Annotated in this window: 12 protein-coding genes; 7 read left to right on the top strand and 5 right to left on the bottom strand. The window is 68.1% G+C overall.

From position 1 onward, the window contains the following. The first annotated feature begins 161 nt into the window (after positions 1-161). Positions 162-908 (top strand): GntR family transcriptional regulator, encoded by a 747-nt coding sequence (locus AB1I47_RS27400; RefSeq protein ID WP_354686845.1) that lies wholly within the window; start codon positions 162-164, stop codon positions 906-908. Between the two features lie 46 nt (positions 909-954). Here AB1I47_RS27400 and AB1I47_RS27405 read toward each other — a convergent pair whose 3' ends face one another. The 5 genes from AB1I47_RS27405 to purM form a co-directional block, all read right to left on the bottom strand. Then, the gene (locus AB1I47_RS27405) at positions 955-1,698 is read right to left on the bottom strand and encodes an aspartate/glutamate racemase family protein (RefSeq protein ID WP_354686846.1); all 744 of its coding nucleotides are present in this window, start codon (positions 1,696-1,698) and stop codon (positions 955-957) included. A gap of 5 nt (positions 1,699-1,703) precedes the next feature. After that, positions 1,704-3,098: an amidase gene (locus AB1I47_RS27410; protein WP_354686847.1), complete on the bottom strand. Its 1,395-nt coding sequence runs from the start codon at positions 3,096-3,098 to the stop codon at positions 1,704-1,706. A gap of 43 nt (positions 3,099-3,141) precedes the next feature. Next, a complete protein-coding gene (gene hydA, locus AB1I47_RS27415; RefSeq protein ID WP_354686848.1) occupies positions 3,142-4,578 on the bottom strand; it encodes a dihydropyrimidinase in 1,437 nt (478 codons plus the stop codon). A gap of 48 nt (positions 4,579-4,626) precedes the next feature. After that, on the bottom strand, positions 4,627-5,955 hold the full coding sequence (locus tag AB1I47_RS27420; RefSeq protein WP_354686849.1) for an MFS transporter: 1,329 nt from the start codon (positions 5,953-5,955) through the stop codon (positions 4,627-4,629). A 338-nt stretch (positions 5,956-6,293) separates the two neighbouring features. Beyond that, complete coding sequence (gene purM, locus AB1I47_RS27425; protein ID WP_354686850.1) at positions 6,294-7,346, bottom strand: phosphoribosylformylglycinamidine cyclo-ligase; 1,053 nt, start codon at positions 7,344-7,346, stop codon at positions 6,294-6,296. 228 nt (positions 7,347-7,574) lie between these two features. On the opposite strand from purM, the gene AB1I47_RS27430 reads away from it, so the two are divergent. The 6 genes from AB1I47_RS27430 (at position 7,575) to AB1I47_RS27455 (ending at position 12,975) form a co-directional block, all read left to right on the top strand. Beyond that, positions 7,575-8,645 carry an AI-2E family transporter gene (locus tag AB1I47_RS27430; RefSeq protein ID WP_354686851.1) on the top strand — a complete coding sequence of 357 codons (1,071 nt, stop codon included), beginning with the start codon at positions 7,575-7,577 and terminating at the stop codon, positions 8,643-8,645. A 46-nt stretch (positions 8,646-8,691) separates the two neighbouring features. Further along, complete coding sequence (gene hda / locus AB1I47_RS27435) at positions 8,692-9,399, top strand: DnaA regulatory inactivator Hda (RefSeq protein WP_354686852.1); 708 nt, start codon at positions 8,692-8,694, stop codon at positions 9,397-9,399. A gap of 101 nt (positions 9,400-9,500) precedes the next feature. Next, a complete protein-coding gene (locus AB1I47_RS27440) occupies positions 9,501-10,175 on the top strand; it encodes a histidinol-phosphatase (protein ID WP_354686853.1) in 675 nt (224 codons plus the stop codon). A gap of 1 nt (position 10,176) precedes the next feature. Continuing rightward, positions 10,177-11,754 (top strand): polynucleotide adenylyltransferase PcnB, encoded by a 1,578-nt coding sequence (gene pcnB / locus AB1I47_RS27445; protein WP_354686854.1) that lies wholly within the window; start codon positions 10,177-10,179, stop codon positions 11,752-11,754. Then, on the top strand, positions 11,755-12,288 hold the full coding sequence (gene folK, locus AB1I47_RS27450) for a 2-amino-4-hydroxy-6-hydroxymethyldihydropteridine diphosphokinase (protein WP_354686855.1): 534 nt from the start codon (positions 11,755-11,757) through the stop codon (positions 12,286-12,288). A gap of 45 nt (positions 12,289-12,333) precedes the next feature. Beyond that, positions 12,334-12,975 carry a deoxynucleoside kinase gene (locus AB1I47_RS27455; RefSeq protein ID WP_354686856.1) on the top strand — a complete coding sequence of 214 codons (642 nt, stop codon included), beginning with the start codon at positions 12,334-12,336 and terminating at the stop codon, positions 12,973-12,975. The last annotated feature ends 66 nt before the right edge of the window (positions 12,976-13,041 follow it).

Genomic DNA, 13,041 nt, shown 5'->3' on the forward strand with positions numbered 1-13,041 from the left:
CCCCCCACCCCTCTCCCGCGCGCGGGAGAGGGGAGCGTCCGCGTGGGATAGTGGCTTACTCCGGCCCTTCAGCGGTTGAAACCCTGTTATACACTTGATGGCATGCCGCCATACAATAGCGGCACCAACTGTCTTTTCCTGGGCCGCCAACGCCGACCGCCATGCCACGAAACAAAGCCGCCCTGCCTGACGCGCCTGTCCCCGACAGCGCCAACGAAACCGACGCCGACAACGCGCGCGGGGCGTCGGTGGAGGCAATCGCCGACCGCATCCTGACCGCTATCTGGGAGCACCGGCTGCCGCCGGGAACGAAGCTGGTCGAGGAAAAGCTCGGCGGCGTGTTCGGCGTGAGCCGTACCAAGGTGAGGCTGGCCTTTGCCAGGCTGGCGCATGAGGGCGTGCTGACGGTGCACCCGAATCGCGGCACCTTTGTCTCCAGCCCAAGCGTGGAGGAAGCGCGCCAGGTGCTGCATTCGCGCCGCCTGCTGGAACCGGCGCTGGTACGCGACCTCGCCGGCGCGATCGATGCGCGTGGCCTGCGCGCGCTGCGCGACACCACGCGCGAGGAAGCCCAGGCGCGCGACAGCAACGACCGGCGCGCCATCATCCGGCTGTCAGGCGAATTCCACTGCCGGCTGGCGGAAATGACGGGGAACCAGTACCTCGGCAAGTACATGCGCGAGCTGTGCTCGCTGACCTGCCTGATCATCGCGCTCTATGACGCGCCGGGCGTGCCGTCGTGCCCGCACCATGAGCACGACGATATCGTCGATGCGCTGGAGGCCGGCGACGGCGACCGCGCCGCGGCGCTGATGGCCGAGCATCTCGAGCATGTCGAGAGCACGCTGCGCCTGCAGGCGCCGGCTGAAGAAAAGGTCGACCTGGAAGCGGTCTTCGCCGCGGTCTGAGCCACGGTCTGAGCCGCGGTCTAGCCACGAAATCGCCGGAAGCAGCTCAGCGGTGCTCGATACGCGCCGCCAGCGCCTGCGGCAAACCCAGCGTGGCTTTGGCATCCGGCCGCCGGAACGTCCCCGCGGTCGCCTTGCGCGGCTGTAGCGCGACCAGTGCCTCGGCCTGCTTGACAGCGGCGGCGATCTGGTCGACCACCGGCACCGGAATGCGGTCGCGCACGCGCGCGGCCAGCCCGGCCAGCGGTGCGCCCGCCAGGATCACCACGTCGGCCTCGTCCTCCACCACGGCGCGGTTGGCCAGTTCCACCAGCACCGCCTCCTTCTCTTCCTGCACGTCCGACACCGAGGCAAAGCTGCCGTCGAGCATGCGGATGCCGGCCAGCCGGCCACGCAGCCCGTGCATGTCCACGCACTCTTCATACCAGGGCCCCAGCGCCCGCGCGAAGGTGACGATGGCAAAGCGCCGGCCCAGCATGCAAGCCGACAGCATCGCCGCCTCGGCCATGCCCACCACCGGCAGGTCGAACAGTTCGCGTGCGCCCAGCAGGCCGGGATCGCCGAAGGCGGCGATGATGGCTGCATCGAACCGGGCGTGGTGCTCGGCCAGCATTTCCAGCGCGATGGCGCCGCCGATCTGGGCCTCGGCACGCGTGGCGATATAAGGCACGCCGCGGCTGGCGGTCAGCGGCACCAGTTCGGTACCGGGCGCGGCGGCGGCCGTCGCCGCATGCATCAGCCGGTCGGTGATGCCCTGGCTGGTATTGGGATTGAGGACGAGGATTCGCATGACGTTTATCCGGCAGGATTGAGCAGCGGCGCCAGCACGTTTTCGGCAAGCTTCGCGGCGGCCAGCACGCTGCGGTCGGCGCCGCGCGGGCCCGCGATCTGCAGCCCGACCGGCAGGCCGTCGCGGCCGCTGCCGCAAGGCACCGAGATCGCCGGCGCCAGCGCATGGTTGAAGAAGGGAGTAAACACGGCGTGGGCGCGCGGTTCCACCGCGACGCCACCGATGCGCTCGGGGCCCAGCCGGTCGTTGCGCCACGCTACGCACGGCGTGGTCGGGCATAGCAGCAGGTCGTAGCGGGTAAAGAATCCGGCCACGGTCAGCGCGATCCGGTGGCTGGCTTCGCGGGCGCGCGCCACGTCGGCGCCGCTCCAGGCCAGGCCGCGTTCGATCTGGCGCGCGATATCGGGATCGAACACGTCGGGGTCGCGGCGCCACTGCTCGCCATAGAGATTGGCCAGGCCCACATGCTGCAGCGGCATCAGCGCGGCCTCGTCGGCGCCGGCGGGCCATTGCGGGTCGGCCCGCTCGATGGTCAGGCCGGCGGCCTGCAAGCGCGCCACCGCCTGCTCGAACGCCTGTGCGACATCGTCGTCGACCGGTGTGTCCAGGCCCAGCCGCGGGCTGACCGCGATCTTCAGCGTATGCAGCGGCCGCGCGCCGGCAAGCGAGAAGCCAAGCGTATCGGGATCGCGCGCATCGGCGCCCGCCAGCGCCGCGAACATCAGCTCGGCATCGGCCACCGTGCGCGTGATCGGCGCGATCACCTGGATGCCGTTGAACGCATGGGGAAAGCCGATCGAATCCGGAATCGCGCCGTACGAAGGCTTGAAGCCGACCACGCCGGCATGCGCGGGCGGACGCCGGCTGGAGCCGCCGCCGTCCGTGCCCAGCGCCAGCGGCGCCATGCCGGCGGCCACCGCCACTGCGCAGCCGCCCGACGAGCCGCCGGCGGTCAGCGTGGCATCGAGCGGATGGCGCGTCAGGCCATAGACCTTGTTGGTGGTCAGGCCCTTGCAGGCGAACTCGGAGGTATTGCCCATGCCGAGCACGATCGCGCCCGCCTGGCGCAGGCGCTCGACGGCAATGGCGTCGGCCGGCGCGACAAAATCGCGGTAAAGCTGCGAGCCCTGCGTGACGCGGCGGCCGCGGCTCCAGATCACGTCCTTGACGATGACCGGCACGCCGGCCAGCAGCGGGCGCTCGCCCTGCGCCAGGCGCGCGCGCAGCTGCGCGAGGTCGGCATCGACCAGGTCCTGGCGTTGTTCGAAGACGGCGTTCAACTGGTCGTTGCGCGCCGCGATGCGGGCCTGGAAGGCAACGACCACCTCGGCGGGGTCGAGGCGGCCGGCCGCGACGCGCCCCGCGATGGTGGCGGCGTCCAGGCGGTTGGTCAGTTCCATATCAGCAGTGTGGGTCAAAGCATCAGCAAGGCAAAGGCGGTCTTCACAGGCTGCCGCCCGAAGTCCGGTAGCGCGGCCGCGCCATCTCCGGCAGCGCGCACGGCAGGAACTGGCCGTGGCCGGCCTCGGCGCGCACTTCTCCCTCATGTGCCACCACCTTCCCCCGCACCAGCGTGGTCACCGGCCAGCCGGTCACGCGCAGGCCTTCATAGGGGGTGTAGTCGACCGCGTGGTGCAGGTCCTGGTTGCGGATCAGCACTTCGCGCTGCGGGTCCCAGATCGCCAGGTCGGCATCGGCGCCGATGGCGATGGTGCCCTTGCGCGGATGCAGGCCGTACAGCTTGGCGGGGTTGGTCGAGGTCAGCGCGACAAACTGGTTGACCGAGATGCGGCCGCCCACCACGCCAGCCGAGAACAGCAGCGGCAGCCGCGTTTCCAGGCCGGGAATGCCGTTGGGGATGTACTGGAACGGGACTTCCTTGCCGCCAGGCTTCTTGCCCTGCGCGTCTTCGTAGCGGAACGGCGCATGGTCCGACGAGAAGATCGTGAACAGGCCATCGGCCAGCCCGTCCCAGATCACTTCCTGGTTGCTGCGGTCCCGCGGCGGCGGGCTGCACACGCACTTGGCGCCGTGATAGCCGGGCTGGTCGAGGTCGTCGGCGGTCAGGAACAGGTACTGCGGGCAGGTCTCGGCAAAGATCTTCATGCCGCGGTTGCGCGCCCAGCGGATCTGCTCGACCGCTTCCTTGCCCGATACATGGACGATCAGGATCGGCACGTCGACCAGTTCGGAGAAGGTGATGGCGCGGTGCGTGGCCTCGCGCTCGATCGCCATCGGCCGGGCCAGCGCGTGAAACTTCGGCGCGGTGTTGCCCGCCGCTTCCAGCTTCTCGGTCAGCCAGGCGATGCAGTCCGAATTCTCGGCGTGCACCATCACCAGCGCGCCCTCCTGGCGCGCCACCGACAGCACGTCGAGGATCTGGCGGTCGTTCAGCTTGAGGTCATCGTAGGTCATGTAGACCTTGAACGACGAATAGCCCTCGCGGATCAGCCCCGGCAGTTCGTCCTGCAGCACCGCCTCGGTAGGATCGGCCACGATCAGGTGGAAGGCGTAGTCGACCACAGCCTTGCCGTCGGCGCGCTGGTGGTAGTCGTTCACCGCGGCGCGCAGCGAATGGCCCTTCTCCTGCGCGGCGAACGGGATCACGGTAGTGGTTCCGCCGCAGGCCGCCGACACCGAGCCGGTGCGGAAGTCGTCAGCCATCCTGAGGCCGTCCGGCATCGGCTGGTCGAGGTGGCAGTGCGCATCGACGCCGCCCGGCAAGACCAGCTTGCCGCTGGCGTCGATGGTCTGCGCGGCCTCGCCCAGGTCGTGGCCGAGCTGCACGATGCGGCCGCCGGCGATGCCGATATCGCACTGCATGGTGTCGCTGGCGGTCACCACGGTGCCGTTGCGGATGATCAGGTCGAACTGTTTCACGATACTGCTCACGAGAAGATTGTTACTGCCGCTCACCGTGGTCCGCATTCAGCGGTCCGCGTCGGACAGGTGCATGCGGTTGGTTTCCCGCGCGGCCGCCGCGGCAATTGCGATCAGCGCGCACACCGCCGCGAGGTACAGCGCAACGGGCGCGGTGCTGCCGAAGCGGTCGAGCAGGCCCACCGCGATCAGCGGGGCCAGCGCGCCGCCGAACACACCGGCGAACTGGAAGCCGAGCGAGGCACCCGTGACGCGCACCCGGGTGGCGAACAGCTCCGGCAGGAACGACGCCAGCGGCGAGAACATGAACGACACCAGCACCATGCCGACGAACGAGGCCAGCATGATCAGCGCCGGGCTGCCGGTCTTGACCAGCATGAAGAAGACAAAGGCCCACACCGCCCCACCGATGCCGCCGATCATCAGCACCGGGCGGCGCCCGATGCGGTCGGCCAGGTAACCGGCCACCGGGATGAACAGGATCTGCGCCACCGCCCCCAGCAGCACGGCATTGAGCGCGATGCTCTTGGGCAGGCCCAGCTTGGTCGGCACGAAGTACAGCAGGAACAGCGTGAACACGTAGAAGGCGATATCGCCGCCCAGCCGCGCGCCGAAGGCGATCAGCAGCTGCTTCTTGTAGTTGCGCAGTACTTCCATGATCGGCGCGCGCGCTTCGGCGTGAGATTCCTCCAGCTTCTCGAACATGCCGGATTCACGCACGTTGGAGCGGATGTAGAGCCCAACGCCCACCAGCAGCGCCGACAGCAGGAACGGCACGCGCCAGCCCCAGCTCAGGAAGGCTTCTTCCGATACCTGCCAGGTCACCAGCGCAAATACGCCGTTGGCGAGCAGCAGGCCGATCGGCGCGGCGAGCTGCACCAGGCTGCCGAGGATGCCGCGCCGTTTCCCTTCTGGGTCGAGCTCGTTGACCATGATCGCCGCCCCGCCCCATTCGCCGCCCAGCGCCAGGCCCTGCACCACGCGCAGCAGCACCAGCAGCACCGGCGCCAGCGCGCCCGCGGCGGCATAGGTCGGCAGCAGGCCGATACCGAAGGTGGCCAGGCCCATCATCAGCAGCGTGATGATCAGGATGGACTTGCGCCCCATCTTGTCGCCGAAGTGGCCGAAGATCGCCGCGCCCAGCGGCCGCGCCACGAAGGCAACGCCGTAGCTGGCAAAGGACAGCAGCGTCGCGGTCAGCGGGTCGCTCTGCGGGAAGAACAGCTTGGGAAAGACCAGCGCGGCGGCCGATCCGTAGATGAAGTGGTCGTAGAACTCGAGCGTGGTGCCGGCGAGGCTGGCCCCCGCGACGCGCGCGACGGACTGCTTCTGGGCCGACGCGCCTTTTGCCGCGGCGTCGATGCTGACTGCTTGCATGGTGGATCCTCCAATGGTCCTGGCCTGCCCCCTGCGCCGCGCCGGTGGGTTGCCGGCATCGTGCGGAGGCGTTGTCTCCGGACGCGGCATACGTGTGCCGCGCCTTTGCTCAGTACATTAGGCGATAAACCGCCATACAATCAAGCAAAATATTGTTTATCAGATTTGGTGCGGATGCATGCTGGATTTTGGTGCGATGCACGAAAACGGGACTGGGGCAGCGCAGGGCACAAAGCGGCTGTGAGTCTTTGGGTAAACCCTGATGAGCCGTACGCAGGGCGAAAAAAAAGCGCATGCCCTAAGGCATGCGCCGTTCTTGCCGGAAAGCTTCAGGGTCGTCAGACCACGATGGTCTGCGCCTCCCCTTCGGCGCGTTCGCGGATCTCACCGATCTGCCACACGGCCTCGCCGGCCGCTTGCAGGTGGCGGATGGCGCGTTCAGCGTCTTCCTTGGCGACGATCACGACCATGCCGATGCCGCAGTTGAACACGCGGTGCATCTCGGCGTCGGCCACGCGGCCCTGCGCCTGCAGCCACTGGAACAGCGGCGGCAGCGTCCAGGCGTCGCGGCGCAGCTCGGCGGTGACATCCTGTGCCAGCACGCGCGGCACGTTCTCGGTCAGGCCGCCGCCGGTGATGTGGGCCATGCCCTTGACCGGCAGCGTCTCGATCAGCGACAGCAGCGGCTTCACGTAGATGCGCGTGGGCGCCATGATGGCGTCCTGCAGGCGCTGGCCGTGGAAGTCGGCGTTCAGGTCCGGCCTGGCCACGTCGATAATCTTGCGCACCAGCGAATAGCCGTTGGAATGCGCGCCCGACGACGCCAGGCCCAGTACCACGTCGCCCGGGGTGATGGTGCTGCCGTCGATGATCTTCTTCTTCTCGACCGCGCCGACAGCAAAGCCGGCCAGGTCGTATTCGCCGTCCGGGTACATGCTCGGCATTTCGGCGGTTTCGCCGCCGATCAGCGCGCAGCCGGCCAGCTCGCAGCCGCGGGCAATGCCCTGGATCACGGTGGCGGCGGTGTCGACGTCCAGCTTGCCGCAGGCGAAATAGTCGAGGAAGAACAGCGGCTCGGCGCCCTGCACCAGGATGTCGTTGACGCTCATCGCGACCAGGTCCTGGCCCACGGTGTCGTGGCGGTTGAGCTGGAAGGCCAGCTTGAGCTTGGTGCCCACGCCGTCGGTACCGGACACCAGCACCGGTTCCTGGAACTTCTTCGACAGCTCGAACAGCGCACCGAACCCGCCGATGCCTGCCATCACGCCCTCGCGCATGGTGCGCTTGGCGAACGGCTTGATGCGATCGACCAGCGCGTCGCCGGCATCGATGTCAACACCGGCGTCGCGGTAGGAAAGGCCTGCCTGGCCGTCGGTCGGGGATGCGCTCATGGGAACCTGCTTGTCCTGGAGGAAATAAAGTGAGGAATCAAAGTGACAAATTCGGCCCTCGGGCCAACACAGCTTCCGTCGCTCGGGATCGGAAGGCGGGCGCGAGTCCAGTAGAATCGCAATTTTAACGGATAGAGGCCCCCGGCTTCCAGTTTCCGGCCATATTACGCCGGGAACCCGCCAGGTCGCGCTGCCGTTTGACCCAACCGAGCGCCCAACCCCCTATAGATGAATGCCCCGCTACTGAACCAAGAGACCAAACGCATCCTGCTCTGGATCGTAGTGGCGGTGGCGCTGTTCGCCACGATCATCGCGCTGGCACCGGTGCTGACACCGTTCCTGTTCGCCTTCATCTTCGCCTATATCCTGAACCCCGGCGTTGACTGGCTGCAGCGCCGCCGGATCCCGCGCGTGGTCGGCGTGACGCTGATGATCCTGCTGCTGACGGTGATCATCGTGATGCTGGTGCTGCTGGCGATCGCGGTGCTGCAGCGCGAGATCCCGCAGATCCGCGAACAGTTGCCGATCCTGCTGAAGAAGCTCAACTCCGTGGTGTCGCCCCGGCTGGCGGAGTTCGGCGTGCGCATCCGCTTTGACTTCCCGGGCCTGCGCAACATGCTGTCAGACCGCTTCGCCGCCAGCCCGGAAGACCTGCTGGTGGTGCTGCTGAACTACGTCAAGATGTCGGGTTCGGCGCTGATCACGGTGGCCGGCATCATCTTTATCGTGCCGATCGTCATGTTCTACCTGATGATGGACTGGCATATGGTGATGCGCCGCATCGAGGGCGTGGTGCCGCGCCGCTGGGTGCCCAAGGTGCGCGAGCTGACCAACGAGACCGACGCGCTGCTGTCGCAATACCTGCGTGGCCAGATCCTGGTGATGGTGATCCTGGCGGCGCTCTATTCGATCGGGCTGACCATCGCCGGTTTCGAGATCGGCGTGCCGGTCGGGGTCTTCACCGGACTGGCGGTGTTTATCCCGTATATCGGCTTCGGCGTCGGGCTGGTGATGGCGATCCTGGCGGCGCTGCTGCAGTTCGGCAACTGGTACGGGCTGGCGGCGGTGGCGGTGGTCTACGGCATCGGCCAGTTTGTCGAGAGCTTTTACCTGACGCCGCGGCTGGTGGGCGAGCGCATCGGCCTGCACCCGCTGGTGGTGATCTTCGCGCTGCTCGCGTTCGGCCAGCTGTTCGGCTTCTTCGGCGTGCTGCTGGCGCTGCCGACCTGCGCCGTGCTGCTGGTGGGGGCGCGCCAGTTGCGGCGGGTTTACCTGGCCAGCGACCTGTACCGAAAATAACGGTTGCCCGCCAGCGCGCCCCTCACCTGCAAGTTAGCCATACGTCATGTTCCCGCGTCCCAAGCAACTGTCGCTCGAGCTGGGCAGCCCGCCGCCTTCGACCTTCGAGAATTTCGTGGTGGCGTCCAACCGCGAGTCGGTGCAGCGCCTGCAAGAGCTGCCCGCCGCGGTCGCGCAGGAGCGCGCCACCGACCGGCTGGTCTACCTGTGGGGCGAGGTCGGCTGCGGCCGCACGCACCTGCTGCACGCGGTGTGCGAAGCCGCGCCCCAGCACGGCATCCGCTGCCGCTACCTGAGCCCGCACCATCCGCTGTCGGACTTTATGTTCGATCCGTGGTGCCAGCTCTATACCGTGGACGATGTCGAGCTGCTGGACGAAGCCCGCCAGATTGCCGTGTTCTCGCTCTACAACGAGGTACGCGCCCACGTACGTACCGCGCTGGTCGTGGCCGGCGGCCTGGCGCCGCGCGCGATGCCGGTGCGCGAAGACCTGCGCACGCGCCTGGGCTGGGGGCTGGTGTACCAGGTCGCGCCGCTGTCGGACGACGACAAGAAGGCCGCTGTGCTGCACGCTGCACGCGAGCGCGGCCTGCAGCTTTCGCCCGAGATCACGCACTGGCTGGTGACGCGCCACTACCGCGACATGCCCAGCCTGATGGCGCTGCTGGACGCGCTCGACACCTATTCGCTGGAACGCAAGCGGCCGGTCACGCTGCCGCTGCTGCGCGAAATGTTTGCTGAATTCCGGGATTAGCGGTGGCTAGCCCCGGGCGCCGGGCCCAAAGCCGCGCCCGGCATCGCGCCCTGCCCGGCCCGGTACGTCCTCACTCACGCCTTAAGGTAAAATCGCCGCCCATGAATCTGGCACTCTTTGACCTCGACCACACCCTGATCCCGACCGACAGCGACCATGAATGGGGCCGCTTCCTGGTCCGCCTGGGCGTCGTCGACGAGGAATCCTACCGGCAGAAGAACGACGAGTTCTACGGCCACTACAAGGCCGGCACCCTCGATATCCAGGCGTTCCTGCGCTTTGCGCTGGCGCCGCTGGCGGCCAACCCGCGCGACCGGCTCGACGCCATGCGCGTGCGCTTTATGCACGAGGTGATCGATCCCGTGATCACGCCGCAGGCGCGCGCGCTGGTCTACAAGCATATCGAGGCCGGCGACCTGTGCGCCGTGGTGACCGCCACCAACAGCTTCGTCACCGCGCCGATCGCCGCGGCCTTCGGCATCAAGCACCTGATCGCCACCGAGCCCGCCACCATCGACGGCAAGCCGGAAAGCCAGTTCACCGGTGAAGTCCACGGCGTGCCCAGCTTCCGCGAAGGCAAGATCACCCGCGTCGAATCCTGGCTGAAGAGCCAGGGCGCGCACTGGGACCATTTCGAAACCACCACCTTCTACAGCGACTCGGCCAACGACCTGCCCCTGCTGGAAAAGGTCTCGGAGCCGATCGCCACCAACCCGGACGATCGCCTGCGCCACCACGCCGCCGCGGCAGGCTGGCGCATCATGGATCTGTTCTGACGTGATCAAGAAGCTCATTACCCGGCTGCTGGGCAAACCCGGCCCCAAGCAGCGCCTCCTCGGCCGCGCCCATACGCCGCGCATCGTCGGCGTCGACGAACACCAGATCGACCCGACGCTGCTGTCGCGCAATGCCGTCAAGGTCACTTCCACGCTGCAGCAGGCCGGCTACCAGGCCTTTATCGTCGGCGGCGCGGTGCGCGACCTGCTGCTCGGCATCAAGCCCAAGGATTTCGACGTGGCGACCAACGCCACGCCCGACCAGGTGCAGGCGCTGTTCCGCCGCTCGCGCATCATTGGCCGGCGCTTCCAGATCGTGCACGTGACCTTTTACGGCGGGCGCGAGCAGGAAATCATCGAGGTCTCGACCTTCCGCGCGCTGGTCGACGCCATCGCCAGCGAGACGCTGCCCGAAGGCCGGCGCCTGAAGCGCGCCGAGCTCGACACCAAGACCCACGCGATCGATGCCTCGGGCCGCGTGCTGCGCGACAACGTCTGGGGATCGCAGGCCGAGGACGCGGAACGCCGCGACTTCACCATCAACGCGATGTACTACGACCCGGACGCGCAGACCGTGCATGACTACCATCACGGCATGGAAGACATCCGCGCGCGCACGCTGCGGATGATCGGCGACCCGGTCACGCGCTACCGCGAAGACCCGATCCGGATGCTGCGCGTGGTGCGCTTTGCCGCCAAGACCGGCTTCGGCATCGACGAGGCCACGCGCCACCCCATCGCCGGCCTGGCGTCGCTGATCCACAACGTGCCGAGCGCGCGCGTCTTCGACGAGATGCTCAAGCTGCTGATGTCCGGCCACGCCTGGGCTTCGCTGCAGGAGCTGCGCAAGGCGGGCCTGCACAAGGGCCTGCTGCCGCTGCTGGACGTGGCGCTGGAGCAGCCGATGGGCCAGCGCTTCGTGCAGCTCGCGCTGGACAACACCGACCGCCGCGTGCAGGCCGGCAAGCCGGTCTCGCCCGGCTTCCTGTTTGCCGCGCTGCTGTGGCACCACGTGCTGCAGCGCTGGAACAAGCTGCGCGACGAGGGCGAGCACGCCATTGCCGCGCTCAACGCCGCGATGGATTCGGTGCTGGAAAAGCAGACCGGCCAGCTCGCGATCCAGCGGCGCTTTGTCACCGACATGCGCGATATCTGGAGCATGCAGCCGCGCTTCGAGAAGCGCGTGGGCCGCATGCCGTTCCGGCTGCTGGAGTCGCCGCGCTTCCGTGCCGGCTTCGATTTCCTGCAGCTGCGCTGCCAGTCGGGCGAGCTGCCGGAAGAGCTGGCCACCTGGTGGCAGGATTTCCAGGACGCCGACCCGGGCGAGCGCGAAAGCCTGATCGAGGCGGTGCGCGGCGCGCGCGGTCATGGTGGCCGCGGCGGCAAGGGTGGGCACGGTGCCCACGCTGGCGAGACGGCCGAGGCGGGCGAAGCCGGCGAGGCCGGCGAAGGGGCTGGCCCGGCACGCAAGAAGCGCCGCCGGCGCGGTCCGCGGAAATCGGATAAAGTGTCCTCCCGGAGCGACTCGGACGCGGGCGAGGCAGCACATGCCGGCCCCGGCCAGCCGGAGGAAACGTAAATGACTCTTGCCTTCATCGGCATCGGCGCCAACCTTGGCGACCCCCGCCAGGCAATCAAGGACGCCATCGTGTGCCTGGCCCAGCAGGTCGGGATCACGGTGCTGGCGCGTTCCTCGCTCTATCGCACCGCGCCGGTCGATGCCGGCGGTGACGACTACTACAACGCGGTGGTCAAGGTGCAGACCTCGTTCACCGCGGCGCAGCTCCTGCGCATCTGCCACCACATCGAAGACCAGTTCGGGCGCGAGCGCCCGTTCCGCAACGCGCCGCGCACGCTGGACCTGGACCTGCTGCTGTTCGGCGACGAGCAGCACGACGACGAACACCTGACCGTGCCGCACCCGCGCATGACCGAGCGCGCCTTTACGCTGGTGCCGCTGCTGGAACTCGATGCCGGGCTGTCGATCCCCGGCCGCGGCCGCGCCGCCGACTTCCTGGCCGGCGTGGGCGGGCAGCGCATCGAGAAGGTTTCCACCTGCAAGTGCCTGCGCCTGCAGGCCGGCGGCCCCGGCAACGCCGGCACGCCCGCCTGACCACCGGCGGCAGCGGCCCGCCCCCACCCTTACGCCTGACGCGCCATGCTCGATCACCTGCGCCGCATCGTCGTCGAAGGCCCCGTCGGGTCCGGCAAGACCTCGCTGGCCCAGCGGCTGGCACGTACGCTGCACGCGGCCGAGCTGCCCGACTGCGCACGCCAGAGCCCCTTCCTCGAACCGTTCTACCGCGATCCCGCGCGCCATGCGCTGGCGATGCAGCTCTGGTGCCTGAACCGGCGCGCGGTGCAGCTCCAGCAATGGCAGGCGGCGCTGCTGGCCGGGCAGCGCATGGTCAGCAACTTCCTGATGGCGCGCGACCGGCTGCACGCGGCACTGACGCTGTCCGGGGACGAACTGGCGCTCTATGACGCCATCGCCGCGCGCTTCAACCTGCCGCCGCAGCGCACCGACCTGGTGATCGTGCTGCAGGCCACGCCGTCGCTGCTGCGCGAGCGCATCGTGCGCCGCGGCGAGCCGGGCGAGACCGCCATCGACGAGAACTACCTGCAGCGTCTCACCGACGCCTACGGCGAACTGTTCCACCGCTACGACGAGGCCCCGGTGCTGGTCGTCGACACCGCGCACTTCAATCCGGTGGACAATGAGGACGATTTCCGTACACTACTGTCGCGCATCGAAACCATGCGCGGCCGCAAGGCCTTCCTGAATCTCGCTGCGCCCTGACAGGCCCCGCCTGCCAGACACAACACAATAACGACGGCAGCCGTTGCGGTCCGGGTCTTCCCGGCG

The sequence above is a fragment of the Cupriavidus necator genome (genome assembly GCF_040578825.1).
Lineage (GTDB): Bacteria > Pseudomonadota > Gammaproteobacteria > Burkholderiales > Burkholderiaceae > Cupriavidus > Cupriavidus necator_E.

Coding starts and splice junctions, on each gene's coding strand:
- purM (WP_354686850.1), bottom strand. CDS start 7,346: ATGAGCGCATCCCCGACCGACGGCCAGGCAGGCCTTTCCTACCGCGAC.
- folK (WP_354686855.1), top strand. CDS start 11,755: ATGACTCTTGCCTTCATCGGCATCGGCGCCAACCTTGGCGACCCCCGC.
- AB1I47_RS27420 (WP_354686849.1), bottom strand. CDS start 5,955: ATGCAAGCAGTCAGCATCGACGCCGCGGCAAAAGGCGCGTCGGCCCAG.
- AB1I47_RS27400 (WP_354686845.1), top strand. CDS start 162: ATGCCACGAAACAAAGCCGCCCTGCCTGACGCGCCTGTCCCCGACAGC.
- AB1I47_RS27405 (WP_354686846.1), bottom strand. CDS start 1,698: ATGCGAATCCTCGTCCTCAATCCCAATACCAGCCAGGGCATCACCGAC.
- AB1I47_RS27440 (WP_354686853.1), top strand. CDS start 9,501: ATGAATCTGGCACTCTTTGACCTCGACCACACCCTGATCCCGACCGAC.
- AB1I47_RS27410 (WP_354686847.1), bottom strand. CDS start 3,098: ATGGAACTGACCAACCGCCTGGACGCCGCCACCATCGCGGGGCGCGTC.
- AB1I47_RS27455 (WP_354686856.1), top strand. CDS start 12,334: ATGCTCGATCACCTGCGCCGCATCGTCGTCGAAGGCCCCGTCGGGTCC.
- hda (WP_354686852.1), top strand. CDS start 8,692: ATGTTCCCGCGTCCCAAGCAACTGTCGCTCGAGCTGGGCAGCCCGCCG.
- AB1I47_RS27430 (WP_354686851.1), top strand. CDS start 7,575: ATGAATGCCCCGCTACTGAACCAAGAGACCAAACGCATCCTGCTCTGG.